The sequence below is a fragment of the Mucilaginibacter pankratovii genome (assembly GCF_014773265.1).
In the GTDB taxonomy this organism is placed as follows: Bacteria; Bacteroidota; Bacteroidia; order Sphingobacteriales; family Sphingobacteriaceae; genus Mucilaginibacter; species Mucilaginibacter pankratovii.
The window spans coordinates 345712-371820 of sequence record NZ_JACWMY010000004.1 but is presented as its reverse complement, the minus strand read 5'-3'; the positions used below and the strand labels follow the sequence as shown (position 1 = coordinate 371820).

At 45.6% G+C, this 26109-nt stretch carries 27 protein-coding genes; 14 read left to right on the top strand and 13 right to left on the bottom strand.

Annotation, left to right across the window (positions count from 1 at the left end):
- Positions 1-77: 77 nt before the first annotated feature.
- The 5 genes from IDJ77_RS10185 (at position 78) to IDJ77_RS10165 (ending at position 5080) form a co-directional block, all read left to right on the top strand.
- Positions 78-749: a DUF4397 domain-containing protein gene (locus IDJ77_RS10185; protein WP_191188832.1), complete on the top strand. Its 672-nt coding sequence runs from the start codon at positions 78-80 to the stop codon at positions 747-749.
- 13 nt (positions 750-762) lie between these two features.
- Positions 763-1506, top strand: coding sequence for a DUF4397 domain-containing protein (locus tag IDJ77_RS10180; RefSeq protein ID WP_191188831.1), 744 nt, complete (start codon positions 763-765; stop codon positions 1504-1506).
- Positions 1507-1560: 54 nt separating this feature from the next.
- The gene (locus tag IDJ77_RS10175; protein WP_191188830.1) at positions 1561-2235 is read left to right on the top strand and encodes a DedA family protein; all 675 of its coding nucleotides are present in this window, start codon (positions 1561-1563) and stop codon (positions 2233-2235) included.
- 124 nt (positions 2236-2359) lie between these two features.
- Entirely contained in the window at positions 2360-3847 is a 1488-nt protein-coding gene (locus tag IDJ77_RS10170; protein ID WP_191188829.1) for a hypothetical protein, read from the top strand.
- 117 nt (positions 3848-3964) lie between these two features.
- Positions 3965-5080, top strand: coding sequence for an AI-2E family transporter (locus tag IDJ77_RS10165; RefSeq protein WP_191188828.1), 1116 nt, complete (start codon positions 3965-3967; stop codon positions 5078-5080).
- Positions 5081-5221: 141 nt separating this feature from the next.
- On the opposite strand, the gene IDJ77_RS10160 is transcribed toward IDJ77_RS10165, so the two are convergent.
- The 6 genes from IDJ77_RS10160 to IDJ77_RS10135 all read right to left on the bottom strand — a co-directional run bounded on the left by IDJ77_RS10160 (position 5222) and on the right by IDJ77_RS10135 (position 11186).
- The gene (locus tag IDJ77_RS10160) at positions 5222-6559 is read right to left on the bottom strand and encodes a M16 family metallopeptidase (protein WP_191188827.1); all 1338 of its coding nucleotides are present in this window, start codon (positions 6557-6559) and stop codon (positions 5222-5224) included.
- Positions 6560-6576: 17 nt separating this feature from the next.
- Positions 6577-7959 (bottom strand): M16 family metallopeptidase, encoded by a 1383-nt coding sequence (locus tag IDJ77_RS10155; protein ID WP_191188826.1) that lies wholly within the window; start codon positions 7957-7959, stop codon positions 6577-6579.
- A 322-nt stretch (positions 7960-8281) separates the two neighbouring features.
- Positions 8282-8863, bottom strand: a complete 582-nt coding sequence (locus IDJ77_RS10150; protein ID WP_191188825.1) for a DUF4230 domain-containing protein — start codon at positions 8861-8863, stop codon at positions 8282-8284.
- Positions 8864-8942: 79 nt separating this feature from the next.
- Positions 8943-9362 carry an OsmC family protein gene (locus tag IDJ77_RS10145; protein WP_191188824.1) on the bottom strand — a complete coding sequence of 140 codons (420 nt, stop codon included), beginning with the start codon at positions 9360-9362 and terminating at the stop codon, positions 8943-8945.
- 239 nt (positions 9363-9601) lie between these two features.
- A complete protein-coding gene (namA, locus tag IDJ77_RS10140) occupies positions 9602-10669 on the bottom strand; it encodes an NADPH dehydrogenase NamA (RefSeq protein ID WP_191188823.1) in 1068 nt (355 codons plus the stop codon).
- A gap of 124 nt (positions 10670-10793) precedes the next feature.
- Positions 10794-11186 carry a hypothetical protein gene (locus IDJ77_RS10135; RefSeq protein ID WP_191188822.1) on the bottom strand — a complete coding sequence of 131 codons (393 nt, stop codon included), beginning with the start codon at positions 11184-11186 and terminating at the stop codon, positions 10794-10796.
- A 146-nt stretch (positions 11187-11332) separates the two neighbouring features.
- Between IDJ77_RS10135 and IDJ77_RS10130 the strand changes: the two genes are divergently transcribed.
- Entirely contained in the window at positions 11333-11671 is a 339-nt protein-coding gene (locus IDJ77_RS10130) for a single-stranded DNA-binding protein (protein WP_191188821.1), read from the top strand.
- A 202-nt stretch (positions 11672-11873) separates the two neighbouring features.
- Here the strand turns inward: IDJ77_RS10130 and IDJ77_RS10125 are convergent, their stop codons facing one another.
- The 3 genes from IDJ77_RS10125 to IDJ77_RS10115 all read right to left on the bottom strand — a co-directional run bounded on the left by IDJ77_RS10125 (position 11874) and on the right by IDJ77_RS10115 (position 15514).
- Positions 11874-12578, bottom strand: coding sequence for an SDR family NAD(P)-dependent oxidoreductase (locus IDJ77_RS10125; RefSeq protein WP_191188820.1), 705 nt, complete (start codon positions 12576-12578; stop codon positions 11874-11876).
- 60 nt (positions 12579-12638) lie between these two features.
- Complete coding sequence (locus IDJ77_RS10120; RefSeq protein ID WP_191188819.1) at positions 12639-14417, bottom strand: aromatic amino acid hydroxylase; 1779 nt, start codon at positions 14415-14417, stop codon at positions 12639-12641.
- A gap of 143 nt (positions 14418-14560) precedes the next feature.
- Positions 14561-15514 (bottom strand): lysylphosphatidylglycerol synthase transmembrane domain-containing protein, encoded by a 954-nt coding sequence (locus tag IDJ77_RS10115; RefSeq protein WP_191188818.1) that lies wholly within the window; start codon positions 15512-15514, stop codon positions 14561-14563.
- Positions 15515-15683: 169 nt separating this feature from the next.
- Between IDJ77_RS10115 and IDJ77_RS10110 the strand changes: the two genes are divergently transcribed.
- Both IDJ77_RS10110 and IDJ77_RS10105 read left to right on the top strand, forming a co-directional pair.
- Complete coding sequence (locus IDJ77_RS10110; RefSeq protein ID WP_191188817.1) at positions 15684-16553, top strand: carbon-nitrogen hydrolase; 870 nt, start codon at positions 15684-15686, stop codon at positions 16551-16553.
- 137 nt (positions 16554-16690) lie between these two features.
- Complete coding sequence (locus tag IDJ77_RS10105; RefSeq protein ID WP_191188816.1) at positions 16691-17731, top strand: agmatine deiminase family protein; 1041 nt, start codon at positions 16691-16693, stop codon at positions 17729-17731.
- A gap of 1 nt (position 17732) precedes the next feature.
- Here the strand turns inward: IDJ77_RS10105 and IDJ77_RS10100 are convergent, their stop codons facing one another.
- Positions 17733-18425 carry a hypothetical protein gene (locus IDJ77_RS10100; protein WP_191188815.1) on the bottom strand — a complete coding sequence of 231 codons (693 nt, stop codon included), beginning with the start codon at positions 18423-18425 and terminating at the stop codon, positions 17733-17735.
- Between the two features lie 167 nt (positions 18426-18592).
- Here IDJ77_RS10100 and IDJ77_RS10095 point away from each other — a divergent pair, with 167 nt between their 5' ends.
- From IDJ77_RS10095 to IDJ77_RS10070, 6 genes are all read left to right on the top strand, one after another.
- The gene (locus IDJ77_RS10095; protein WP_191188814.1) at positions 18593-19426 is read left to right on the top strand and encodes a LiaF transmembrane domain-containing protein; all 834 of its coding nucleotides are present in this window, start codon (positions 18593-18595) and stop codon (positions 19424-19426) included.
- A 45-nt stretch (positions 19427-19471) separates the two neighbouring features.
- Entirely contained in the window at positions 19472-19807 is a 336-nt protein-coding gene (locus IDJ77_RS10090; protein WP_191188813.1) for a DUF4288 domain-containing protein, read from the top strand.
- Positions 19808-19962: 155 nt separating this feature from the next.
- Positions 19963-20997, top strand: coding sequence for a sensor histidine kinase (locus IDJ77_RS10085; protein WP_224751036.1), 1035 nt, complete (start codon positions 19963-19965; stop codon positions 20995-20997).
- Positions 20994-21740: a LytR/AlgR family response regulator transcription factor gene (locus IDJ77_RS10080; protein WP_191188812.1), complete on the top strand. Its 747-nt coding sequence runs from the start codon at positions 20994-20996 to the stop codon at positions 21738-21740. The genes IDJ77_RS10085 and IDJ77_RS10080 overlap by 4 nt, the downstream gene beginning before the upstream one ends.
- Positions 21741-21751: 11 nt before the next feature.
- Positions 21752-22333, top strand: coding sequence for a Fic family protein (locus tag IDJ77_RS10075; RefSeq protein WP_191188811.1), 582 nt, complete (start codon positions 21752-21754; stop codon positions 22331-22333).
- Between the two features lie 398 nt (positions 22334-22731).
- Positions 22732-23436 carry a L,D-transpeptidase family protein gene (locus IDJ77_RS10070; RefSeq protein ID WP_191188810.1) on the top strand — a complete coding sequence of 235 codons (705 nt, stop codon included), beginning with the start codon at positions 22732-22734 and terminating at the stop codon, positions 23434-23436.
- Between the two features lie 168 nt (positions 23437-23604).
- On the opposite strand, the gene IDJ77_RS10065 is transcribed toward IDJ77_RS10070, so the two are convergent.
- The 3 genes from IDJ77_RS10065 to IDJ77_RS10055 form a co-directional block, all read right to left on the bottom strand.
- Complete coding sequence (locus tag IDJ77_RS10065) at positions 23605-24492, bottom strand: flavin reductase family protein (RefSeq protein ID WP_191188809.1); 888 nt, start codon at positions 24490-24492, stop codon at positions 23605-23607.
- A 151-nt stretch (positions 24493-24643) separates the two neighbouring features.
- On the bottom strand, positions 24644-25639 hold the full coding sequence (locus tag IDJ77_RS10060) for a fumarylacetoacetate hydrolase family protein (RefSeq protein WP_191188808.1): 996 nt from the start codon (positions 25637-25639) through the stop codon (positions 24644-24646).
- Positions 25636-25926: a hypothetical protein gene (locus tag IDJ77_RS10055; protein WP_191188807.1), complete on the bottom strand. Its 291-nt coding sequence runs from the start codon at positions 25924-25926 to the stop codon at positions 25636-25638. The genes IDJ77_RS10060 and IDJ77_RS10055 overlap by 4 nt, the downstream gene beginning before the upstream one ends.
- Between the last annotated feature and the right edge of the window lie 183 nt (positions 25927-26109).

The following is a 26109-nucleotide window of genomic DNA, read 5'->3' as shown; positions in this document are numbered from 1 at the left end:
ATTAAAAGCCGGACTTTTTTGTTCCATAGATAACAAAACCTGCGGTTATACAGTTATTATTGCATCTGCTAATTTGTATGAATTTTAAGTTACCTGTTTTAATTTTGGCGCTGTTGGCTTTGGGTTTATCCTCCTGTAAGGTAGGCGATGACACCGTACCGGCCTCTTCTACCTTAACCACCACCTTAAATGTAGTGAACGCCACTACCGATACGCTTAACTATTATCTTAACGGAAGCAGGGTAAACACGACCTCATCGCTATATCCTTTTGGCTACACCGGTTACATCCCCGTAAAATACGCCGACCAGAACTACCAGTTTAAGCGACTGGGCAGCAGCGATGTGTTATTTAACCTGCCGCTTGCGCTTGATACCAACAAAATTTATTCGGTATATATTGCCGGTGAAGCTGCCGATGATACCTTTACTACGCGCGATACGCTGGTTTCGGATACAGCCGGGCGGGCGAAAATAAGATTCGTAAATGCATCCCCCGGCTCGGGCGACCTGGACGTAAAAATAGATTCTCTGAATTTTAAACTGCGGGCATATAAATCAACTTCGGTATTTTTACCGATAGGCGTTGGTATAAAGCATGTACAGGTGTTTCGTGCGGGTACCACCACTGCCATTGCCGATACCACGCGAACGCTTACAGCAGGCAGGATGTATACCTTATTTGCGAAGGGCAAATTAGCGGGTACGGGCGGTTTAAAATTTGGCACCGGGCTGGTGGTTAATAAGTAGTTTTGATAAAACAATGATCAGTAATCATAAAAGCGGCATACTAAAATACCTGTGTTTGTTTATTGTAGGGGTGCTTATAGTGCCGCAGTTTTTGTCCTGCGGCAAGGATAATAACACCACTTCGCTGGGTACCGATAATGGCTACCTCAATATTGTAAACCTCAGCCCCAATATAAACCCGGTAAACCTATATGCCGAATTTATAAAACAAGGCGCAACAACCTACAGGTACCCCAACGCATCCGGGTATTTTTTAATGAATATTAACGATACCCCACTGCAAATACGCCCGGCGTTAAGCAATACCAGCAGCCAAAGCAACCTGCTCACGCTGGATAGATCGCTAAAAAAAGACGTACGCTATACCTGGTTCCTAACGGGATTACGGTCAGATAGTTCGCTCACCTACATCTTCACAGTAGATTCGGGCAGCGTGCCTGGTGTGGGGCGCAGCAAGGTACGGCTGGTGAATGCGTCGCCGGGCAGCACCGGTTTAAATATCACCGCAAACGATACTGAACTGTTCTCCAACATAGCCTATAAAGGTGTAAGCGACTATAAGGAAGTTACCGCTGGCGGCTACAACTTTAAGATCAGCGCTACGGCCGCGCCATCAACCATATTAACCACACTAAAAAATACCACCGTGCTTGATGGTAAACTTTATACCATTTATGCCTACGGTTTACCCAACCGCACAGATACCGCCGCATTCAGCGCCGGCGTTATTTTAAATACTATTCCGGATAAAAAGTAATAATAAAGCGCTTTTTAGCTTTATCTTGCTATTTTTGGTTAAAATTAAAATGCTTTGGAAATAATACACAGCCTGATAGACTTCATCCTGCACATTGATAAGCACCTTGCCGAAATAACCAGCCAATACCAGGGCTGGACCTACCTCATCCTTTTCGTGATCATTTTTGCCGAAACCGGTTTTGTGGTTACCCCCTTTTTGCCGGGCGATTCACTGCTGTTTGCAGCCGGCGCATTAATAGCGGGCGGTGCATCTGGCTTAGACATCCATCTGCTGGCCGTTATTTTAATTGTAGCGGCTTTTGCAGGCAACACGGTAAACTACATGCTGGGCAGCTATTTGGGGCCCATGGTTTTCAAAGAAAAGAACAAAATACTGAAACTGAGCTACTATACACAAACCAAAGCATTTTTTGATAAGCACGGCGGTAAAGCCGTAATCTTCAGTCGGTTTATGCCCATTATACGTACCATAGCCCCGTTTGTGGCCGGTGTTGGCCGTATGCCCATCGGGCGTTACAGTTTGTACAATATTATTGGCGGTGTTTCGTGGATAGTGCTTTTCCTTTACGGCGGTTACCTCTTCGGCAATGTGCCTTTCTTTAAAAAGAACTTTTCACTGGTTGCTATCGGCATTGTGCTGTTATCTATTCTGCCCCCTATTTTCGCTTTCGTCAAAAGCAGGATAAGCAAAAGTAAACAAACCGCTAAACGCTCTTTATTTCACTGAAGGGACGAGACGTTGTTGGGTTGCGTTTGCTTCGGTGCCAGCAGCTAACTTAATTTATCAAAAAATACCCTGATTCTCGTTTTTTTTAACGTAATTCAAGCCAGGAACAAACCTGACTTATTACATGAAAAAAACCTTACTTATTACAGTATTAACCCTTTTTACAACCATTGCAGTACTGGCGCAGAACGACGACCCGCTGATAATGGAAGACTTTGCCAAAGGCATTAAAGGCAGCAACACCTTCGCGTTTAACGATCACCTGAACGTGATGCAGGTAACCACCGACGACGACAAGTTTGACCTGGTTGCCGTGAACGACAAATTAGAAATAGTTTGGAGAACATCCTTAGCCGGCTACGGCATCAAAACCGATAAATTCCAGAACAAGATAGTTGCGCTGGCATCGTCAGACCACAGCTTTTTCAAGGGTACCACCAACACCTTCCTGGCCTATGTGATAGACCCGGCCAACGGTAAGGTACTGGCCGAAAAGGTTGTTTATAAATCCACCAACGACCTTGTTGAATTTCCGCAGATGTACACCGGCGATGGCGCGTTTTTTAAACTGGCCGTGCGCCAAAGTGGCTTCGCGCGCAAAATACACGTGGGTATCCCTATTTACAGCTTGTTTACTATGAACAGCTACACCCGCGAGTATAACGAGACCCGCAACCTGCAGGTGATAGAATATAACGACAAGCTGGATTCCATCAGTGCCTTTAAACCGGTAATTTCTAACGGTACCTTTATTTCGCTGGCCTGGAACAAACATGCCGATATGTTTATCGGCTGGCTAAACGGCCCTACTATTGAGGTGTATAAATACGATGCCGGCAAAACCAAACCATCAAACATGTTAACCGCCGACGTAGTTTTTAAGGAAGATAAAAGCATTATACCAAGCGAGCATTTTATGCTGAAACCGTCTGATAACAGCAACGTGTTGTACTACAGCATGATCTACGTAAACGAGGATAAAGACGGCGAGCTTGGCATTGGCAAACTTGATTTTGCCACCAACAAAAAGCTTTACGTTGCGCAGGCATTGGATAAAGCCACGCTTAAAGCCATCAAAAAAAGCTTTGTGCCGGTAAATAAAAAGATAGACGATGTAGATATGGGCTATGGAAAAGGCATGAAGCTTTTGTACATGGACGAGCTGGACGGTAAAGTGGTAACCGCCATAGCATCGCACAGTACGCGGGCCAGCGCTATCAGCAACGGGGTTTTTATGATAGAGAACTCCATACTGATAAACGCGTACGATCAAAATCTCGCTTTAAAATTCCAGAATGTGCTCCCTACCGGTTACATCTACCCCAGCAGACATTTAAAAACCAGCTTTCATTTCAACAAGAACAAGCTTTATATGGTATCTAACGCCAAAACCGGCATGACCACCCTCAGCGGCCTTTTCAGTATACTGGACATTGGTAACGGCCAGTGGGATAAAATGGAATATCTATCTAAAAAGCACATCAGCAACAGTGATTACTCCGATGGTTCTTCGGTACTGTGGTTTAGCAACAACTTTATTGTGCCCTACCTGTCGCCAAAAATGTTTTCGGCAACAAAAACCGACGTAACCCTGCAGCTGAACAATTACTAAGAGCAATTATCCCAATATTAACAAATAGCCTGCCCAAAACGCAGGCTGTTTTTGTTTAAGCTACTAAAACAATTACCGCCTAAACTCCTTTTGAGTTTAATATGCAAATACATTTACATGTCAATAAAACTTAAAGATCAGCCATTTTATGTACAGGCAACGGCGGTGTTGTTTGGACTGGTATTGGTAGTATATATTTTAGCTACCCTGGTAGATATACTGGTGCCACTTGCCTTTGCCGCATTTTTGGCGGTTTTGCTTAATCCACTGGCCAACAGGCTGCAACGACACGGGGTTCCTAAAGTATTATCCATAGCAATTGCCATGTTGATTGCCGTATTGGTGGTTGCCGGGGTGTTCTATTTCTTATCTTCCCAGATCGTTCAGTTTGGCGATTCGTTGCCCATGCTGAAAAAGAAATTCGGCGAAATAACTATCAACCTGAAAGATTGGGTGCAGTCAACTTTTGGTGTTGCTATTGCCAAGCAGGACCAAATGATAAAAGACGCGCTGAACAACAGCCAGTCTATGCTGGGTAAAACCGTTGGCGGCGTGTTGGGCACCCTTGCCATTGTATTTTTATTGCCGGTATACATCTTTTTTATGATGTTGTACAAGCCGCTTATCCTTAACTTTTTATACGAAGTGTTCGCCGAGGAAAATTCTAAAAAGGTAAGCGAGGTACTCAGCGAAACCAAAGGCGCCATACAAAGCTATATAGTGGGTTTGCTGATAGAGATGATCATTGTAGCTACCATGAACTCTGTAGCCCTATTACTGCTTGGCGTAAAATACGGTATACTGATAGGTTGTATTGGTGCCATATTGAACCTGATCCCCTACCTGGGGGGCATTATTGCCATTGCGCTGCCTGTACTGATGGCCACGGTAACCAAAGACGGCTACTCCACCCAGTTGGGCGTTATCATAGCCTATATCGTGATCCAGTTTATTGATAATAATGTATTGGTGCCGCGCATTGTATCCTCCAAGGTGCAGATAAACGCGCTAATGTCGATAATAGTAGTGCTGCTGGGTAACCAGCTTTGGGGCCTCTCGGGCATGTTCCTCTCTATACCGTTTGTAGCGGTACTCAAAATAATTTTCGACCGGATAGACGACCTGAAACCATGGGGTAAATTACTGGGCGATAACATCCCAACCCGCCACATGGGCGATATCATTAAAAACCGGCGAAAGCGAAAAGCCGTAATGCCGGAGGCGGAGCAATAATTTTTGAGATAAAGGACTAAGGAGAAAAGACGAAAGAAAAAAGGACTAATGTAATAAAAAACGCCGCGGTGATTAGCCGTGGCGTTTACGTTTTATTATGATGGTCTTTCGTCTTTAATCTTTCAGTCTTTAATCCAAAAATTAATGATTAGTTGGCGCGCCACCTTTGTTTAAGGTACCGTTGGTAAACAGCAGCGGGCTCACTTTAGTGGGATCGCCCTGGTAAACCCAAACAATATTGCCAATATATTTCAGGAACGCATTGCTTACATCATTCACCGATAGCTTCTTAACATCATCAACAAGAGTGATAGAGCGCATCCAGTTATTGTGCAAAACTTCGTTGCTTATTAATGCCCCGGCCTGTGCCTGGTTGGTTTCGTTTTTGTAGTAGAAGCCGGTGAGATAGGTCACCTTCATATCGGCTACCTCCTCTGGCTTAAAACCATCCGTTTTTACTTTATCAACCAGTTTATCAAACACGGCAATATATTTATCGGGCTGGGTTGTTGACACTGAAAACCTTGCTGTAGCTGTGTTACCGGTATTAAACCATGCCTGCGGCGCATAAGATAAACCGTTGTTGGTACGTACCTCTAAAAAGTGCCTGTTGGCAAATATGCGCATAGCTACGTTAAATGCGTTATAATCTGGTGTACCCGGTGCCGGGCCGCTGGTGATACCTTCCACATAATTAGTGGCGAGGTCGCGCTTTTGCGCGGCGAAAGTGTTTTTATACACCTTGAAGAATGATTTTTTTGCTTCGAACGGCGCGCCTGCTTTTACGTTGGCCAGCAAAGCAGCTACTTTAGCCTCAATATCTGCCTGCGGCAAATCGGCCACCACTACGATCACCATCCTCGATTTGGTTAGGATCTTATTATAGTAAGCCTTGGTTTCGGCGGCGGTAAGTTTCGACAGGATATCTACTGTACCATCCGGGTCCTTAGCGTAATCCCTGCCTGCAAATGCTACCCTGTCGGCATATTTATCAATAGCGGCATCCGGCTGCGCATCGTTAGATTTAAGGTTGTTTATCGCATCCTGTTTAATACGCTCAAACTCTTTAGCATCAAAAGCCGGCTGGGTGATGGCTTCGGCATATAATGGCCACACCACGTCAAAATCAGATTTGATACAGTTCATCCTGATGAGCGCATACTCTTTGGTATCGTAGCCCCAAAGCTCGGCGCTTACTTTATCCAATGCGTTTTTAAAATCGTTTTTCGAGCGCTTAAGGGTTCCGCATTCGGTTAAGGCATTTATAGCCATACCCTCAATGCCCATTTTTTCGGCAGGATAGTTTTGTACGCCGCCTTTTAGGGCTATCTGCACTTCCACAATATCGTTTCCGCTTGGCTGTACAATTACCTTTACGCCGCTAACGGTTGTTTCGTAAGCCTTTTTCTGGGCCATTGCCGGGCTGGCCTGGTATATAGCTACCAATACAAGCAGCACAAATAAGTTTCTCTTTTTCATCTTTAATGTGTTAAAGGTTATTTAGTGGCAACAAAAAATGTTTTGGCATCGGTTGCTTTTGCGGTCTCGGGGTTGATAATTAAACCGGCTACCGAAGGCTTACCGGTAATATAAGTACTTACATATTTGGCAATATCGGCACGGGTAACCTTTTGATAATTATCGGTGATATTGGTACCATAATCCAGCGAGGTACTGCACCACCAAAAGCTAAGCTGGCTTGGCAGGCTGCTTGGTTTTTCCATATTGCGGGCGTGGCTGCGCAGCAAAATGCCTTTAGCATCGGCCAGTTGTTCGTCGGTGAAATAGTCGGGTTTACTAAACTGGCTTATCTGGTTCACTGCCTCGGTGTAGCATTCCTTTAATTTATTAGGGTTAGGCACAATAAAAAAGGTTACATCGCCGGTGTAGTAAGTAGTGGTATAGCTTAAACTTGCCGATGATGCCAAACCCTTATCAACCAATGCCTGCTGCAATTTGCTGGAGTTTAGGCCAACAATGTAAGAAAATACGTCTGCCGCAACCGTAGCTGCCGAATCTGTTTTATAGGCCGGCCCCTGCCATGCAAACTCCATGTATGGTGTTTGGGCAATGGTGCTTTCCTTTACAAAAGCCGTGCTTTTTTCCAGCGGCTTAAACGGTGGTATAGGGTATTTTTCGTGCGGGTTGAAGCCACTGCTTGCCCAATCGCCATAAATGGCCTCAGCAAGCTTAAACGCATCTTCGTGCTTTACATCGCCGCAAATGGTTAGCAGGCTGTTGTTTGGGAAGTAGTATTTATCTTTAATGATCATCATTTTCTCGGGCGTAGCCGTGTTAATGATCTCGTGTACGCCGATAGGCATTTTTCGGGTGATGAGGTCGCCCCATAGTGCTTTGTTGGTTTCGTAGTACAGCTGAAAATAAGGGCTGCTCTCGGCACGCTGAAACTCGCCATCTACAACGGGGCGCTCTTTGGCCATATCCTCGGTGCGATAGATAGGGAAACGGATGGCGGCATTCATAAATTTAAGGCCGGCGTTAAGGCTGTCCTTGTCAAACGTAAAGTAGTAGTTTACACGTTCTACGTTGGTAGTACCATTCCAGATAGCACCAAGTTCCTGTGTGCGTTTCAGGAATTTCTCCTGGGTAGGGTAATCCTTATTGGCTTTAAAAAACATGTGTTCGAAAAGGTGCGAGAGGCCGCTGTACTCGGGGCCTTCGGTATAAGCACCGTTCTTTACAGCAATTTCGATGGTTGCCAGCGGTACTTTACTATTTTCGATAACAACAACTTCGAGGCCGTTTGGTAGTTTTTTCCAGAAGTAACCTTCGGGCAGCTTGGGTTGGGCGATAGCACAAAGGGAGCACAAAACCCCGGCGGCGCTAAACACTAATTGCTTAATAAGTTTTGGAGTCATATTTATGGTAATTGTGAACCATAAATATATTGTAAATAAATTTTAAACTGAATTTTTAGTTATTATTTAACAAATTGCCGGGTAAGTTGTAGCCTCACTTATATCCTCTCTAAAGGAGAAGACTAAAAATCTAAATAATCCCTCTCCTTTGAAGAAGGGTATGGTAAGAAAGGAAATCGCTTTTAGAATTTTTACAGGCTTATTCGGTAGTGATGGGTTTAAAATCACCATGTTCGGGCTTGTTCGGGCTGTTCGCGCCCCATGTCGAACGCGAACAAGCCTAAAAGCATTTGAAATTATTGCCAAAGAGGCTTCGTAACTATTACTTAAATTTAAGCGTTACTTTTTTGCCCGATACATTTTGCAGGAAGGGCAAAAATATCAAGCGGGCGTTTTCCTGCGCCTTACCAAGCAAATTCATTTCGCCGGCGGTGTTAAGCATTTTCTTTTCGGCTATCTTATACACATCCTCCACCATCGTTTTCGCCTTATCAGGAAACCATATACCCGATACATCATACACGCGCGACTTCTGATGATCGAGCTTTACATAACAGATCTCGGGTTTTGGCAGGGTAAGCCAAATGCTGTCCTTACTTTGCGTGATATCTTCCTTTTTTACTTTGGTAAGATCGATACAGGCGGTTACCTCCCCTACTGCCACAAACAGCACACGCGCATCGGGCAGTATGGTATGCAATTCCTTTTTCTCCACCACATCCTTCATCGAATATTTCACCAGTTCCAGCTTACCCATGGCGGTGATCTTTGATACCATAATATCCTGGTTTACCTCGGTTTGGGTAGCAAATTGTTTTTTAAGGTAAAAGAACAGGAAGATAACGGAAGCTATGAGCACCAGAAAAAAAACCATGGTGATAGAAACGCGGGACCGAAAAGCCATAATGTGTGATTTACTATTGCTACAAAAAAAAGCAGCGATAGTTTGCACCACCGCTGCTTAAATAATTATGTGGTTACACTTACGCGTAAGTAACGTTTAACGTAATGGGCACGCTCAAAGCTTTTGATACAATGCAGCCTGCTTTTGCGCCTTCGGCAACTTCTTTAAATTTAGCTTCGTCAACACCGTCAATTACAGATGCTTTCAGTTCCAGGTGGATGCCTTTAATTTCAAGCGCCTGCATATCCAGGTCGAGGATAGCATCGGTAGTCAGGTCGCCAGGGGTGATGCCGGCTTGTGATAAAGCCGCGCCAACCGCCATGGTAAAGCAGCCTGCATGTGCAGCGGCTATCAGTTCTTCGGGGTTGGTACCTACACCATCCGCAAAGCGGGTTTTAAATGAATATTGTGTTTTGTTAAGAACGGTGCTTTGGGTAGTGATCTCGCCCTGCCCTGCCTGCAGGGTGCCATTCCAGTGTGCGTTTGCTGTACGTTTCATGATAGTTTTGTTTTTATAAGTTCTTACGAATGTAGCAATATGTTGTATTGATTTAAAATATTGGGTGTTATGGTTGTGTGAAGCCTGGAATGTTCAAAATGTGGTGTCATGTCCGCCCGGCGAGTCGACTCACCCCCAGCCCCTCTCTCCTTCGGAAAGAGGGGAGTTTTTTTATTTTCTTCACTCTCTTTACGAAGCAGAGAGGGTCGACCAGCGTAGCATAGTCGGGGCGAGGCTCCTTACCACTTTGCCCGCTCGTACTGCAGCGGCCATTTCACTTCCACACCCAGCTGATGCGCAGCACGCAGCGGGAAATGCGGATCGCGCAATAATTCGCGCGCCAGCAGCACTACATCGGCTTGCCCGGTTTGGATAATTTGATTGGCTTGTTCAGCCTCTGTTATTAAACCAACCGCGCCGGTAAGTATGCCCGTTTGCTGTTTAACCGCTTCGGCAAACTCCACCTGGTAGCCGGGTTTCAACGGGATTTTCGCCCCTGCTACGTTGCCGCCGGTAGAGCAATCTATCAGGTCTATACCACTATCTATTAATATTCTGGCTAACGCTACCGAGTCTTCTATCGTCCAGCCGCCTTCCGTCCAATCAGTTGCAGAGATGCGTACAAACAGCGGATATTCTTCCGGCCAAACCTCTTTAACAGCTGTAATGATCTCTAACAATAAACGTGCGCGGTTTTCCAGCGAACCACCATATCCATCGGTACGATGGTTGCTTAGCGGCGATAAAAATTCGTGGATAAGATAGCCGTGCGCCCCGTGCAATTCTATTACCTTAAAGCCTGCGGCCAATGCACGCACCGCGGCCGCCTGGAAATCGGCAATTACTTTAGCGATGCTTTCCCTGTCTAATTCTTGCGGGGCTTCTTCAGCGGGGGTAAAAGCTACAGGACTCGGCGCAAGCGATACCCAGCCGTTTTCGGCGGTGGAGGAGATTTGTTTACCACTTGTCCAGGGCAGATCGTGGCTGGCTTTGCGGCCGGCGTGCGCCAATTGTATCCCTGCAACAGCACCTTGCTCGTCTATAAAATTGGTGATCTCTTTTAACTTGGCTATGTGTTCGTCTTTCCAAATGCCCAGGTCGCCATAAGAGATGCGTCCTTCAGGCGATACGGCAGCGGCTTCGGTAATAATAAGCCCCGCACCACCAACAGCGCGGGCACCTAAATGCACCAGGTGCCAGTTGGTTGCAAAACCATCCGTGCTCGAATATTCGCACATGGGCGATACTACGATACGGTTTTTAAACTCAATACTTTTTATTTTTATGGGAGAAAATAGATGCGGCATAATGTTCCTTTTTTTACAAATATGGCGAGTAAGAATTGCAGCTGTCTCACGGGTTTGTAAAATAGGTCGCGCGCTTAGGTATTACTTACTGATGAAAATCCGGCACCTTCCAGGCTGTTACAACTTAGGATGCCGAATTGCCTTCTCCAAATTTTGCCGTTTCTTTTTTACTTTTCACCAGTAGCACCTCATCGTTCTCAAGCAGCAAATAGCCTTGCTCGTAACAGAAGAAATAGCGCGCCCCCGCCTGGGTTTTGTAGCTGCTGGTAAAGTATTCAAAATCGAAGCCATTCTTCAACAATTTCTCCCGCGTGGTTTTGGTTTTACCGCTTGGGTTCAGTTCTTCTATAATGCGGCGGTTACGGCGCAATATGTTATTGATGTTGCGTACCAGGTTATAGCTATTGCTATTGAGCTGGTTATTATAATTATTGCGGCACAGGTCGTTACAGAATTTTTTATCCGCACGGCCATGTAAGGGTGTCCCGCAATCTAAACAGTTTCTTTCTGCATTCACCTGATAAAGATAGTTGATTATTTATCCGTTTGCAAACGCTTGCAAACGGATATTGTCGTTTATAAGCATTTATTACCCGACTAAAATTCCGCCCCGCCGCAACTTTGTATCATCAATTAATCGGATACCATTTAATAATTACAAAGATGACAACATTGAAAAACAGCGTTAGGCTGATCGGCAACCTGGGCATGGACCCCGAAGTGAAAACATTTGATAATAACCGCAAATTGGCACGCTTATCCATAGCCACCAACGAAAGCTATAAAAACGACAAGGGCGAAAAGGTAACCGAAACCCAATGGCACCAGATCGTATTTTGGGGAGCGCAGGCCAACCTGGCCGAGAGCTACTTAAAAAAAGGCGACTCGGTGATCATAGAAGGCAAACTGGCCAGCCGCAATTATAACGACAAAGACGGTGTAAAGCGCTATGTAACCGAGATGGTGGTGAATGAGTTTGTAAAGATGGGCATTAAGGGGTAAGATGCCGGCCGTTGGTTGAAACCGACGGCAATGAAGGTGGGTACGGGTGGGATTGGTGTTGAGTGTAAGAATAAGTATTGCCCGAACCCCACCTTCATTGCCGCCTCATTATCAGACGGAAAGCCGGTTGAAAAGTAGAAAAATGGCTATGATAACAGCCATAAACCCGCCTTCATTGCTGTCCAATGTGTGGGGCCGCGTACTACGGCGTAGTCACCGCCACAGGTAACACTTTGCCGTTAAAAAACCGATGCCCGGTAACCGCAAAATCGGCGATGTATTTGCCCATTTCAAATGCCATTACCGGCGATTCATACCCGGGGAAGGCCTGCTCCAGCATTTCGGTCTGTGCCGAACCCAGGGCCAGGCAGTTTACCTTGATACCCTGTTCTACCAGTTCCTGTGCCAGGCATTCGGTTAGCGTATGCAGGGCAGCCTTACTTGCCGAATAGGCTGCTAAGCCCGGGAACTTGGCACTACCCTGGAAGGCACCCATGCTTCCTATGTTGAGGATATGTGAACCTTCGGTCATAAAGCCCAGCAATGCCTGGATAATGCGCACGTGGCCTATGTAGTTGCTTTGCAGCATTTCTACAAAGTCGGTTTCCAAAAGCTGGGCAAAGGGTTTGTTGATCAGCACACCGGCATTGTTTACCAGCACATCTATCCTGCTATCAAAGTTAGCGGCGATAAATTGCTGAAGGCCGGCATAATCATCATGCACAATATCAAAAGCGATGGCAAAGATCTCGCAATCGGGGTTGAGGCCTTTTGCTATCTCGAGCAATTTCTCCAGTTTATCCTGCGAGCGGGCCAAAGCCATAACCTTATGCTTGCCCGATAATATGAGTTCTAATACAGCTTCAAACCCTACGCCGCTGCTGGCGCCTGTTATAATAATGTTCATGAGCACCTTAACCCCCTTAAGGGGGAATGATAAATGTTATTGCAAATTTAATATTAGTATTTAAACCACCAATTTCTGCTCCACCGGATGCTTAATGAGATACAACCCATCGGTGATGAGTTTTTTGTATTCAGGCTCCGTTGCTGCTTTATCCTCTAAAAACCGTCGAATCTCAGCAGCCAGGGCAGGTTCTGTATCTTCATGATCCAGTAGTTCCAGTATTTCCAGCGCGCAGAGCCAGTCATCATGGTGGAATTTTTGCAGCATCAGCCATACGTTGCCCAGGTAGCCAAAATCCTGCCCTTTATGCCTGCGGTTGCGCACCTGCTGGTATAGTTTGTGCAATTGCCGGGTGCGTTCGTCGTATTCGGGGTGATGCGTACCGGTTGCAGATTTGTAGGCGATCTCCAAAAAAGCGTCCTTATCCGCCGCGCCGCAAAAAACCGAGGTGATCTTTTCTCCCACTGCCATGTCATAAACACCCCATGCCGGGTCGAACAAAATATCACCTGCATCATCCTTCACCGTACAATTTGTAAAGGTGATCAGCTGCAATTTACCTTCCTCAGCATACATACTTTTCACCTTTCCCGAAACGGTAATGCCGCTTTCAAATTGTATCGTAGCATTTTTGCCAGCTTCTATACCGGCCGCTTTTAGCTCATCAATAGTGAGATCTTCAAGTGGTTTTTCAAATCCTTTTAATCTGCCTACCGGCGAGCTGAAACCATCCTTGTGGTAATTTTTACCATGCCCCTTAAGCTGTTTATTGCTTAGGGACAGCGCCGTTGGCCCTGTGGTTTTCAGGAAGGAAACATTGCCTCCGCTATCAGCTTCCAATTGGGTGAAAGTGCCCGAAACCTGCAGGCCCGAGCTATATACCGCAGTACAGGTATTTTTACTGTCAATAGCTTTTTGCAACCCGTAAACGCCTCCCCGCCTGAACGACATCGTCCCGGCAAATTGCTCCAGTACATCAATCAGGTTCTGAAAATCGGATGTTACAAAAAGCTGCGGCTGCGTTTTGGTAATATCGTAACTGTATTTTACGGCATCAATGGTGTAAGGGAGTTTTTTCACCTCTTCCAGCATACAACTGGCACTCTCGCCGATAGATGAGAGCAGGCCCGCGCCATAAATTTTCGGCTCATCCAGGCTGCCTATTAAACCGTACTCCACCGTCCACCAGTGCAGGCGGCTCAATAAAGCCATTTCAGATGGTTCGCCCATGTTATCCTGACGCCAGGCAACCAGTTCTTCGGCTTTTTTTATTTCGGCTTCATCCGCATCAGGCATTTCTTTTAGGATAGACAGCGCCCTTATGGCCTCGTACAGTTCAAAATCCTGCGCGCTAAACATGGCCTTTGCTCCTATCGATCCAAAGTAGCTCAAGTACTCGTGGTAATCCTTATCAGCGATAATAGGCGCGTGCCCGGCAGATTCATGGATGATATCCGGTGCGGGGGTGTATTCTATATGCTTTAACTGGCGGATATCCGCGGCTATCACCAGCACGCGGTAGGCCTGGTACTCCATAAACGCAGCAGGCGGTATAAAACCATCCACGGTAACGGCACCCCAGCCAATTTTGGCCAAAGCATTGTTCATATCCTGCAGATCGGGGATCTTTTCGATGGTAAGTCCCGCCTTTTGCAAACCCGGGATATAAGGATAGTAGGCCACATCCTTTAGGTAACTGTAGTTTTGCCGCATTACGTAGCGCCACACAGCATGATCTACCGGGGTGTAATGCGCGTAGTTTTGATCTACAATAAATTGCTTTAAATGCGCGGGTAGCGCAGCAACCTGCGGGTTATTAAAATCATTAAATCGGCTCATGTGGAAGCAGGTTTTAAACTGGTTTCTGATACAGAAACAGCAAATAACCGATTATGATTTGATAGATTTTTGTTTCGGAATATAATATTTTTTAAAGGCAATGCCCCCGAATTAAATTCCGCGGATTTACCTCAAGGGACGGGCTATTCCTTAATTTCGATATTGCCTTTGGGCAAACCTTCCTCTAACCGGCTTGGGCGCAAAACGTAGTAAACGCCCAGCAAAGCCACCGTAATAGAGATGAGGTAAAATGATATTGGCAGAAAAACAGCGAGGTCCAGATCCATCGGGAATACGCGGCTTAACTGCTGGAAAACGGTTTCGCGGATCCCCGCGCCGCCCACACTGATAGGGATGATTGTGGCCAATGCCGAGATCAGGAACGACAGCAGATAAGGGGAAAATTTACCATGAAAGTCCTGCCCGAAAAGGATGCAGATAATACCTATAACCTGCAACGACTGTACACAAAGCGCCTTTAAATGCCCCTCGAAAAAGTAACGGGTATACTCACGGAAGAATTTATAAGCCACGCCGTAATAAATAATAGATGCGATAGTAAATATGCTTAATGGGATGCCGATATGGATATCTATTTGCGGTATCAAAAATATCAGCGCCACGGTGATAAGGCCGATAGCCCATAGCCCGCTAAGCCTATCGAACATAATGGCCCAGAAAACTTTTTTGGCCGGCAGTTTATAGTTCTTATTAAGCAGGTATATTTTATAGCCATCGCCGCCTATACCGCCCGGCAGCAGAAAGTTATAGAACAAGCCCAGCAGGTACAGCCTGAAGTTAAAGCGCGGATCGAGGTTTAATTTGATGGATTTGAAATAGCTGGATAAACGCCAGGAAGACATCACCATAGAACCGAAATAGCAAAGAAGAGCAACAAGCATCCACCAATAATTGGCGGTTATCAGCCTCATCTTTACTTTTTGTAAAGGCACTTTGCTGAACACGTAATACAACAGCGCAAAGGTAACGGCAAATTTAAGCACCAGCTTGGTTACGCTCCACAGGGTATCTTTCCACGTTTTGGGCTTGATAGCCCTTTCCGTTTCCTCTACCTCAGTTTCAATCAAATCTTTCATTCGGGTGCAAAGCTATGTTTTTTTTGGATTACACCGATTTCACAGATTTGATTTCACAGATTTTAACAATTATCATTTTGTTATCCCATTATCAAATCGGTGTAATCATTCCTTACAATCGGTGTAATCATAATTGAAAATACTATTTTTGCGGCAAATTTTTATCGCTATGGGTAAGGTACAAGTAGGGTTAGTGCAGATGACCTGCACCGCAAACAAACAGGAAAACCTGGATAAAGCTATTGTTAAGGTACGCGAGGCTGCCGCTAAAGGCGCGCAGATCATTTGCTTGCAGGAGCTCTTTACATCGCTCTATTTTTGCGATGTAGAGGATTACGACAACTTTGCACTGGCCGAATCAATTCCCGGTCCTTCTACCGACGCTTTATCGGCTGTGGCTGGTGAGCTTGGCGTTGTGATCATTGCTTCCCTTTTTGAGAAACGCGCGCAGGGTGTTTACCATAACACTACCGCCGTTTTAGATGCTGACGGCCAATACCTGGGCAAGTACCGCAAAATGCACATCCCGGATGATCCCGGCTTTTACGAGAAATTTTACTTCACCCCCGGCGACCTGGGCTACAAAGTGTTCAAAACCAAATTTGCCACTATAGGCGTACTCATTTGCTGGGACCAATGGTACCCGGAAGCAGCCCGCATCACCGCTTTAATGGGTGCGGAGATCCTCTTTTACCCTACTGCTATAGGTTGGGCAACCACGCAGGATGAGGCTACCAACGTAGAGCAATATAATGCATGGCAGACCATCCAGCGCTCGCACGCGGTTGCAAACGGCGTTTATGTAGTAAGCGTGAACCGCGTAGGCGAAGAAGCCGGCGTAAAATTCTGGGGTGGATCGTTTTTTGCCAACCCCTTTGGCGCTGTAATGCATCAAACTACTACTGATGAGGAAGAGGTTGTGGTAATGGAACTTGACCTGGACAAATCTGATTACTACCGCAGCCACTGGCCGTTTTTAAGGGATCGTCGTATAGATTCGTATCAGCCAATAACAAAACGTCTTATTGACGGCGACTAATTAACCAAAGACTTCCCCACCACGTCATTGCGAGGTACGAAGCAATCTCTACGCCGGACAAGCCGCTATGCGAGTCGGCCTTGCTTATCGGGAGATTGCTTCGTACCTCGCAATGACGGTTTGAAATAAAATTTATAATGAGCACCACCAACATACCAACCGGACTCCACTTTCCCGCCGAATGGGCAAAACATACTGCTACCTGGCTCAGCTGGCCGCATAAGGAAGCCTCATGGCCGGGTAAGATCGACCTAATATACGGCAAGTACGCCGAGTTTATCAAAATCCTCACCGAAGGCGAGATAGTGCGTATCAACGTATTGGATGCGCAAATGGAAGCTTTTGCCAAAATGCAGCTGCAGTTGGTAGGTTCCGATCTGAGCAAGGTAGAGTTCTTACAGTTCCCCACCAACGATGCCTGGTGCCGCGACCACGGGCCTGCCTTTTTGGTGAATTACGAAACCAAAGAGAAAGCGATTGTAGATTGGGGTTACAATGCCTGGGGCGGTAAATATCCCCCGTTTGATCTGGATGATGTTATCCCAACCAAAATTGCCAACCACTTTAACCTGCCGGTTTACCACCCGGGTATTGTGATGGAAGGCGGCTCGGTTGACTTCAACGGCGCGGGTACTTTACTTACCACCACCGCCTGCCTGCTCAACCCCAACCGCAACCCGCACTTAAACCAGCAGCAAATAGAAGGCTATCTGCAGAACTACTACGGCGTAGAGCAGATCCTATGGCTGGGCGATGGCATCATCGGCGATGATACCGACGGGCATATTGACGATATTACCCGTTTCGTAAACACCGATACCGTGGTTACCGTTGTGGAAGAGAACAAGCACGATGAGAACTACCACATCCTGCAGGAGAACCTGCAAACCCTGAAAACCATGCGCCTGCTCAATGGCAAGCAACTGAATATAGTGGAACTACCTATGCCAGATCCCGTTATTTACGACGATCAGCGCCTGCCTGCCTCTTATGCCAATTTTTACATTAGCAATGCGGCGGTTGTAGTGCCAACATTCCGCAGCAAACATGACGATAGAGCATTAGATATTATCCAAAATTGCTTCCCCGACAGGAAAGTTGTGGGCATCGATTCTACCGATATCATTTGGGGATTAGGGAGCTTCCACTGTTTGAGTCAGCAGGAACCGGCGGTGTAAGCTATTGTAAAACGTAGTACCAGGGAATGTTTAGCAATCCTTTTTTAAGCTGAACCTTAACGGTTTGGCCTATTTCTAATTCCTCGTAATAAATCTTTCTAACTGCTATGTGCTCAGTTTCATTACTGGCTACCCAGGAGGCCACATCAATATGATAGTGAGGTCCTTTTCCGCTGGTGGTATACTTTTTTAGCACCATCGGCTGAAGTAAATTCGGTACCGATGAATCAAATTGACAATTAACGGTTATCACAATTCCGATGCTGTAAATGAATGTCAAAAATATGATCAATAACAATTGATTTTTTATTGAATCGCCAGCTTTATTAAAGCCGGTGAAATAAATGAGTAAAAACATTAGGACCATTATTACTATAAGTGGTAACAAAACACTTTTTTTCGACATAATGTTATAGTCCAGGCTAATTACAACCATCATAATTACAGGAACAAAAAAGCCCAGGGCTATTCCGTGATACTCGCTTTTCTTATTTGTCCAAGCCATCTTTATTATACCCGGGCTGCATTTCATCAAAATAATACCCAGTAACGGGTATAGTAAACCAATAAGCGCACTTAAATTAGTTTTTCCTAAAAAAATACTCAGAAAACCTAATAGAAAACCCCAAACGTTGTAAGCTAACGCTAATTGTTTCCACTTACTAATTCCACCACTTACATACTCTTTTTCCATGTTGATTGTATAGGTTGCCGAATATATAATTCCTAAAACTAATCGCCTTTACTTTTTCACCGACAATTTATCCATACTTACCGACTTCTTTATTTACATCGCCTATTAGCCGTTTGCATATACCAAATGTTACATTAGTTTTGGGTAACAATAAAATTTAACACGTCATGAACATCAATATAGACCAAAAACCTAACAAAGCCAATGGCAAAGTTATGTTAGGAGTAATCCTGCTCCTTGTAGGCGGCTTTTGGCTGCTGCGGCAATTAAACGTATATCTCATTCCCGATTATATCGACCTTAATCCTTTGTGGCTGGTATTTATCGGTCTTTGGATTGGCTCGCGCAACAATTTTCAGAAAGCAAACTGGGTTATCGTCACCGGGCTTGGCTTAATATTTCTGGTAACCTGTAACATCGATAATTCCGACGGCTTTATCTGGCCTATCGCTCTTATCGGCCTTGGTTTCTGGATCATCATGCGCAAGAAAAAAACAGGCGATCATTTAGGCGATGCCGACTACTGGGATAAGAAATATAAAACAGGCGTAGCCGATACCGATAAACCCCTTGCCGATTTTGGCGACACCACTTATAGTTCTGCTACAGGCGTGCCTCCAACAGACAGCAATACCACCGGTACTACGCCCCCGCTATCGCACGATGATATTTTAGATGCTACTGCCATATTTGGCGGGGTTAACAAAAGCATTTTCTCTAAAAGCTTCAGGGGCGGCGATATTACCAACATATTTGGCGGTACCGAGCTTGATTTTACCCACGCCGATATCAATGGCAGAGCAGTGATAGATATCACCCAGGTATTTGGCGGCACCAAGATCATCGTACCATCCAACTGGCAGGTAATTGTAGATATGAGCGCTATTTTTGCCGGTACTGATGATAAACGGATGAAAAGCGTACAAACCGCAAAAAGCGACAAGGTGCTGATCATCAAAGGTGTATCATTATTCGCCGGATTAGAGATCCGCAGCTATTAATTAACAGACAATTTACTCTATCCATTTACATAAAATTTGAACAACATGAATTGGTACGTAGCAAAATTGGTTTTTAGGGTGATAAGCGGCAACGGCGACCATAACGCCCAGTTTGATGAGCAACTGCGCTTGATAAATGCCGATACCGAGCACCAGGCTTTCCAGAAGGCCAGCAACATTGGCCACGCCAACCAGGATAGCTTTGTAAACGTGCAAAAGCAAACCGTTAAATGGCAGTTTATTGATGTTGCCGAACTGAACGTTTTAAGCGGCCTGGCCGATGGCACCGAATTATATTACAACATCCACGAGGCTACCGACCCAGACCTTTATATTGCCTGGGCACATCATAAATCGGCGCTGTTGGGCGTAAAGAATTAAGGAAGGCCGAAAAGATTCCCCTCTTGAGAGGGGTTAGGGGTGTGTTAGCCCGCATGCAGAAACACACCCCTGCCACTACACATTTCCGGCGCGCCCCCTCTCAAGAGGGGAAATAAAAGCATAACAGTAACATACATATATCTAAACTACCAGTTTTGGCTTCAGAACAATTATCAGGAAAGAAACTATTTGGAGCATTCGCTATATGCGGGGCGGTTTGGGCCGCCCTGCAAGCGTATTTGCTGCACAGTTTTGGCTTTGTTTGGATGGTTGCCCTGGCCGATGCCGGTATCAGCACTATACTGCTTTCGGTAGCCTGCTGGCTCATCAACAATAACCTGCGCTACTACCAGCCCGACCGTGGCAGCTACATTTACCTGCTGGTGTGGTGCGGCGCACTTGCCGCGGGCTGCGCGGCTGCCTGCCGTTACATCATACCTTTTTTCGGCTTCGGCGTAGTGTATGATAATTTCCTCAAACAATCTTTTATAATCCGACTATTTACCGACTTTTTGGCTATCGGCTGGATGGCGATGATCAGCGCCCTGTTCTACTCGCAGATAGACCATAAAAAAACCGAACAGCGCAAAACCGAAGCCGAAAAGCTGGCCCGCGATGCCGAACTTTATAACCTGCGCCAACAACTGCAGCCTCACTTTTTATTCAACAGCTTAAACTCCATTAACGCCCTAATCGGCTTTAAACCCGATGAAGCGCGACGGATGATCCACCAGCTATCAGACTTTTTACGCGGAACCTTGAAAAAGGACGACCAGCTATTAGTGCCCCTGAGCGATGAGCTCACCCATTTAAACCTTTACCTCGAAATAGAGAAGGTACGTTTTGGCCATCGCCTTCAAACCGAAATAAGCTGTTATGAAAAATGCGGCAAAGCCTTGTTACCTTCGATGCTGCTACAGCCTTTGGTAGAAAATGCCATAAAATTTGGTTTGTACGATACCACCGGCGAGGTAACCATCAGTATCAGTGGCGAGTTGGAAGATAGTTACCTGGTGATGACCATACAAAACCCCTACGATTCGCAAACCTCCAGGCCGCGCAAGGGCACCGGTTTTGGGCTTAGCGGGGTACAACGCAGATTATATTTGATATTTGCACGCAACGATTTGATGGAAACCCATGCAAATGATAATATATTTACAACCATTATAAAAATACCGCAGTTATGACACGCGCTTTAATTATCGACGATGAGCCATTGGCACGTATGGTTGTATTAGAATATTTGCAGGCTTTTCCGCAGATAGAGGTTTTACAGGAATGCGGCGATGGCTTCGAAGGCCTCAAAGCCATTCAGCAGCACCAGCCCGACCTGATATTCCTGGATGTACAAATGCCCAAAATAAATGGTTTTGAGATGCTGGAACTGGTGGATAACCCGCCTGCCGTAATATTCGCCACGGCTTTTGATGAGTTCGCCATAAAGGCTTTTGAAGCCCATGCCCTGGATTACCTGCTGAAGCCCTTTAGTAAAGAACGTTTTGTTAAAGCGATAGATAAATTCCTGTCGCACAGTAATACCGCGCCTGCCGCTGCAAAAACTACCGAAACACTGCTGGAAATAGCCGCCCAATCGCCTGCACAAAACGAGCGTATCGTGGTAAAAACAGGCACCAAGGTAAAGATCATATCGGTACTGGATGTAGAATACCTGCAAGCCGATGATGATTACGTAAGCGTAATTACCGCCGAAGGGGCCTTCCTGAAAAATAAAACCATGGCCTTCTTCGAAAAGACACTCGATCCAAGGCACTTCGTTCGCGTACACCGCTCCTACATAATCGCCATACAACAGATAACCCGTTTAGACCCCTACGAGAAAGACAGCCACCTGGCCATCCTTAAATCGGGTGCTAAAATACCTGTGAGCAAAACCGGGTATGTGAAGCTGAAGCAAGTGTTGGGTATATAAAAAATTAGGGTATGGATCACAAAACAAGCTGGACTCCATCGCCTGACGATAATTTAAAAGGCCTTACGGATAAAAATGCCATAAATGAGATTGAAGCCCGCGGTATAGCGGCTGCCGAACTATTTATTTTGCAGATGGATACCGACATTGTGATATCCACGTCACTTATCCTGGAAGTTCATAAAATAGGTTTCAGTGAACTTTATGAGTGGGCAGGCAAATGGCGAACGACAGAAGTGCTGGTCGGACAGCTCAACCCGCCCGCTCCCCCTCAAATCCTACAATTATTATATCAATTTATCGATAACTTAAACTACAAGCTCGATACGTTTATCGCTGCAGATGACCATGTTGATAATTTAGTGTATGCCCACTACGAGTTTATCCGTATTCACCCATTTAACAATGGAAACGGAAGAACCGGTCGTTTATTAATGAACTTAGTAGCTTTGAAACTTGGTTATCAGCCCTTGCAGTTATACCATCGGGAGGGTGAAAGCAGAAGAGTTTATATTGATGCGATGAAATCTGCGGATAAAGGGGATTTTGAACCGCTAAGAAATTTAATTGCTAAAGAATTGCTTCCCTTCTAACTCCGCGTCCTGGAGTAACGATACCACAATTTCCTTTACACGAGATTTTTCAACTTTTTGATCTTCCAAAGCCATCGTAGAAAATACGGTGTCAGTAAGGATTTTGGTTAAAAAACTCCTTTCTCGCAATTGTGGATATTTATCGTAAAATTTCATTATAGTCAAATATACATATTCTTTAAATGCTTACATAGCGCCGCTGTTGTAAAATTAGCGTTGATTGCCTCAAATGCTAACAACTTTAAGTTTCGTAAAAACCATCTAATTGATTTTTAATATATTTATAAGTCTTATTTAAAGAATAAAAATCCGTTTTATTTAAAATATTAGAATTTAATTCTGTTTTGTTTTATTAAAACTAATAACTTAGTTATATTTGGGTAACCAAAACCCTAACTATGCCTAAGTTATTTTTCGTTCTGCTGATCTCTTTTTTATCAATTACAAAACCTTCCGGCCTGCCCGATAGTAAACGCGCCAGCGATGCGCGCGCAACCCTTTGGCCAAAGCTGCAAAGGGAACTGAGCGATGGCGGTTTTGATAGTAATTACCGCATTTACCTGCGGATATTTAAACAGACCGATCAGTTTGAAGTATGGGTAAAAAAAGGTGCCAAATACGCGCTGTTTAAACGCTACGATATATGTTATTATTCGGGCGGCCTCGGCACCAAAACAAAACAGGGCGATGGTAAAAGTCCCGAAGGTTTTTACAACATTACCGCCAAACAATTAAACCCGGGAAGCAATTACCACCTGGCCATTAACATTGGCTACCCTAATCAGCTGGAACAGCAAAAAGGCTACACCGGCAGCGCCATTATGATACACGGGCATTGCGCATCCATAGGCTGTTACGCCATGACGGATGCCCGTATAGAAGAAATTTACACTCTCGTTTACAAAGCCCTTGCGGCGGGGCAGCAAAAGATCAACCTGGATATTTTCCCATTCCAGATGGATAAAGGGCACATGGAACTTTTTGCATCATCGCCCTACCTCCCCTTTTGGAAAACCATGAAGCCCGGGTTTGATCTGTTTGAGAAAAACCGCGTGCCGTCGGTGGCAAGAGTGGTGAGGAAAGAATATAGTTTCGGAAAATAAAAAACTTTGTCATTGCGAGCGATAGCTCGGCAATCGCGAATAAGCAGAGTGGATTTGCACAGCGGCTCTGCTTATTCGCGGTTGCCACGTCGCCGCTACCCCACAGTCCCGCGCTGCTCCTTACAGCAATGACATAGTGGCGAACCGATAAGGAAGGTAATTAATAGGCTATATCAGCAACACCTTCCACGCATCCTCTACCAAACCATTATCCAACAAATGTTTTGCGCGCAGGTGCAGTTGCAATTCCCGGGTTTGGCTGTCGCCGATAGTGGCATCAAACAGTTCTTTGATCTCATCGCTTTGGGCTAAGGCGTCTATCTCTTCATCTGTTGGCAAAGCTTCTACATTACCCAACTGCCCAAGGTTATTGCCGGTAAGTACTTTAGAGTTGCGGATGGCATAAGGGATAGCGTCCACCCCAATGCCGATGGTACGCACGGGCTTGGCTACTTTAAACAGGTTATCGGCTGTAACACGGCAGTACCAATCGCCGCCCAGGCGGGCTACAAGATCAATTTTCTCCTGGTCTATTTTGCCGGTATCATCCAGCACATCTTCGTTTATGTGGATCAGCTTTATTTCGGCGAGCACTAAATTACCGGCGCCCGGGCCATCTCCAAGGCTGATCACCTCTCTCACCACGCACTCAAACTGCACCGGCGATTCGGCCACCCGGGGAGGTTTCACCAGTTCGGAAGCCAACGGTGTTAAGCCAGATTTAATAAACTCATCCACCCCGGCAGGGTATTCCACGCTGGATAGGGACACCTGCTGCACAATATCATAATTAACAATATTGATCACACACTCGGGCACCGCATGTATATTCTCCAGCGTATGCTTGGTGGTATTATCCCTCACCCTCCGCGCAGGCGAAAACGCGCATATGGGCGGGTTAGTGCTAAATAGGTTGAAAAAACTAAACGGGCTAAGATTAACATTCCCCTCCGCATCCACCGTGCTGGCCAAACAGATGGGGCGTGGCGCAATGGCGTAGTGCAGGTAGTTCTGCAACTCAAGGGGCGATAAATCGGAGGTTTTGAGGGTTAGCATGGCTTTTCATCTCAACACCGTCTTTGCGAGCGAAGCGTGGCAATCATCGGTAAGCAGGTCTACAATGCAAATCGGCTTTGCAAATCGCATACTTGTCCTGCCGATGGTTGCCACGCTTCGCTCGCAATGACGTTACGGTTAGTAATCTTTTTTATTTTTTTAATGCGAGTATCGAAAACTCACTCTTACTCTTTTTAATAATATTCCCTAACATACCCAGGCCGGTAATTTCCATTTCCACCAAGTCGTTCGGTTGCAGCCATTGGGCTTGGTATTGGGGGTCGTTCAGTAAGCCCGTGCCGTTCAGTTCCAGGAAACAGCCGGTGCCAACCGTTCCCGAGCCTATTACATCGCCGGGCAGCACATCGCAACCGTAGGCGCAACGTTCTATGATCTCGGCGAAGGTCCAGTCCATATCGGCCATGTTGCCGCTGCTAACCTGTTTGCCGTTCACCACGCACTTCATCTGCAGGTTATAGGCGTTACCCGTATGGCCGGGTTTGGGTGAGGTTTTATATTGCTCCAGTTCATCGGGTGTAACCAGCCATGGGCCAATTACGGTAGAAAAATCTTTGCCTTTTGCCGGGCCCAGGTTCAGCAGCATTTCCTCCATTTGCAGGGTGCGGGCGCTCATATCGTTCATGATCATGTAACCGGCAATGTAATTGTCGGCATCGGCGGCTTTTATATTACGCCCTTTTTTGTTGAGCACCACGGCAACCTCCAGTTCAAAATCCAGCTTTTGGAAATGATCGGGCATACACTCAATTTCGCCGGGACCCTGGATGGCGTTATGATTAGTGAAATAAAATATAGGGTACTGGTCAAACTCGGGGATCATATCCACCTTGCGGTTGCGGCGGGCAGCGGCCACATGCTGGCGAAAAGCATACCCGTCGCGACAACTTGTTGGGTGCGGTACGGGTGCTATCAGCTCATAAAACAGTTCTTCCTTGCCTTGCATTTTACCGCTCAGCAGGTCTTCGTTTACGCGTTTGGCATGCTCCATCAGTTCGTCGCCGCCCCATAAAAACTCATTCATGTTATCGGGAATGAGCTTATCGCAGGAGTTGAGGTTATAAATATGCCCTTTAATGTATACGCCCAAATGTTCCCGGTCTTCGGTTTTATAGGATACTAATTTCATAGGTATGTTGGTTTATCAGGTTTGCTTTTTTTGAGGCTGCGTGCCAGGAAGATATTTACCACGTAAATAAAAACAGCTACTGAGCTTACGTCCACAATCAAATTACTAAAATTAAAACCCAGCTGGTTTTGGTTTACATAGGCTATCTTACCATTGGTATAACTGTAAAAATACCACGGAAAACCCACAACAGTAATACCATCCGTTGTAGTTTTATCTTCAATGAATAATAGTGTTAAAATAATCCAGGCAACTATTCCAAATAGTATAGCTTCTTTCCTGATCATGCTGGTTTAATTGGAAATCAAACATAGTATTTTTTGTCCGAAAGTCCGTAAGTCGGAAAGCCCGATGATAGAGAATGTGCCTTTAATTCTTTCGGACTTACTGACTTTCCGACTTACGGACTACAAACACTTGCATATTAATTTAACTAAAGCTAAATTTGTACACCAATGATGAGCATTAAA

Bases quoted from the DNA above. Each gene is read 5' to 3' on its own strand.
- IDJ77_RS10185 (WP_191188832.1), top strand. From the start codon at position 78: ATGAATTTTAAGTTACCTGTTTTAATTTTGGCGCTGTTGGCTTTGGGT.
- IDJ77_RS10180 (WP_191188831.1), top strand. From the start codon at position 763: ATGATCAGTAATCATAAAAGCGGCATACTAAAATACCTGTGTTTGTTT.
- IDJ77_RS10170 (WP_191188829.1), top strand. From the start codon at position 2,360: ATGAAAAAAACCTTACTTATTACAGTATTAACCCTTTTTACAACCATT.
- IDJ77_RS10165 (WP_191188828.1), top strand. From the start codon at position 3,965: ATGTCAATAAAACTTAAAGATCAGCCATTTTATGTACAGGCAACGGCG.
- IDJ77_RS10160 (WP_191188827.1), bottom strand. From the start codon at position 6,559: ATGAAAAAGAGAAACTTATTTGTGCTGCTTGTATTGGTAGCTATATAC.
- IDJ77_RS10155 (WP_191188826.1), bottom strand. From the start codon at position 7,959: ATGACTCCAAAACTTATTAAGCAATTAGTGTTTAGCGCCGCCGGGGTT.
- IDJ77_RS10150 (WP_191188825.1), bottom strand. From the start codon at position 8,863: ATGGCTTTTCGGTCCCGCGTTTCTATCACCATGGTTTTTTTTCTGGTG.
- IDJ77_RS10145 (WP_191188824.1), bottom strand. From the start codon at position 9,362: ATGAAACGTACAGCAAACGCACACTGGAATGGCACCCTGCAGGCAGGG.
- namA (WP_191188823.1), bottom strand. From the start codon at position 10,669: ATGCCGCATCTATTTTCTCCCATAAAAATAAAAAGTATTGAGTTTAAA.
- IDJ77_RS10130 (WP_191188821.1), top strand. From the start codon at position 11,333: ATGACAACATTGAAAAACAGCGTTAGGCTGATCGGCAACCTGGGCATG.
- IDJ77_RS10125 (WP_191188820.1), bottom strand. From the start codon at position 12,578: ATGAACATTATTATAACAGGCGCCAGCAGCGGCGTAGGGTTTGAAGCT.
- IDJ77_RS10120 (WP_191188819.1), bottom strand. From the start codon at position 14,417: ATGAGCCGATTTAATGATTTTAATAACCCGCAGGTTGCTGCGCTACCC.
- IDJ77_RS10115 (WP_191188818.1), bottom strand. From the start codon at position 15,514: ATGAAAGATTTGATTGAAACTGAGGTAGAGGAAACGGAAAGGGCTATC.
- IDJ77_RS10110 (WP_191188817.1), top strand. From the start codon at position 15,684: ATGGGTAAGGTACAAGTAGGGTTAGTGCAGATGACCTGCACCGCAAAC.
- IDJ77_RS10105 (WP_191188816.1), top strand. From the start codon at position 16,691: ATGAGCACCACCAACATACCAACCGGACTCCACTTTCCCGCCGAATGG.
- IDJ77_RS10100 (WP_191188815.1), bottom strand. From the start codon at position 18,425: ATGGAAAAAGAGTATGTAAGTGGTGGAATTAGTAAGTGGAAACAATTA.
- IDJ77_RS10095 (WP_191188814.1), top strand. From the start codon at position 18,593: ATGAACATCAATATAGACCAAAAACCTAACAAAGCCAATGGCAAAGTT.
- IDJ77_RS10090 (WP_191188813.1), top strand. From the start codon at position 19,472: ATGAATTGGTACGTAGCAAAATTGGTTTTTAGGGTGATAAGCGGCAAC.
- IDJ77_RS10080 (WP_191188812.1), top strand. From the start codon at position 20,994: ATGACACGCGCTTTAATTATCGACGATGAGCCATTGGCACGTATGGTT.
- IDJ77_RS10075 (WP_191188811.1), top strand. From the start codon at position 21,752: ATGGATCACAAAACAAGCTGGACTCCATCGCCTGACGATAATTTAAAA.
- IDJ77_RS10070 (WP_191188810.1), top strand. From the start codon at position 22,732: ATGCCTAAGTTATTTTTCGTTCTGCTGATCTCTTTTTTATCAATTACA.
- IDJ77_RS10065 (WP_191188809.1), bottom strand. From the start codon at position 24,492: ATGCTAACCCTCAAAACCTCCGATTTATCGCCCCTTGAGTTGCAGAAC.
- IDJ77_RS10060 (WP_191188808.1), bottom strand. From the start codon at position 25,639: ATGAAATTAGTATCCTATAAAACCGAAGACCGGGAACATTTGGGCGTA.
- IDJ77_RS10055 (WP_191188807.1), bottom strand. From the start codon at position 25,926: ATGATCAGGAAAGAAGCTATACTATTTGGAATAGTTGCCTGGATTATT.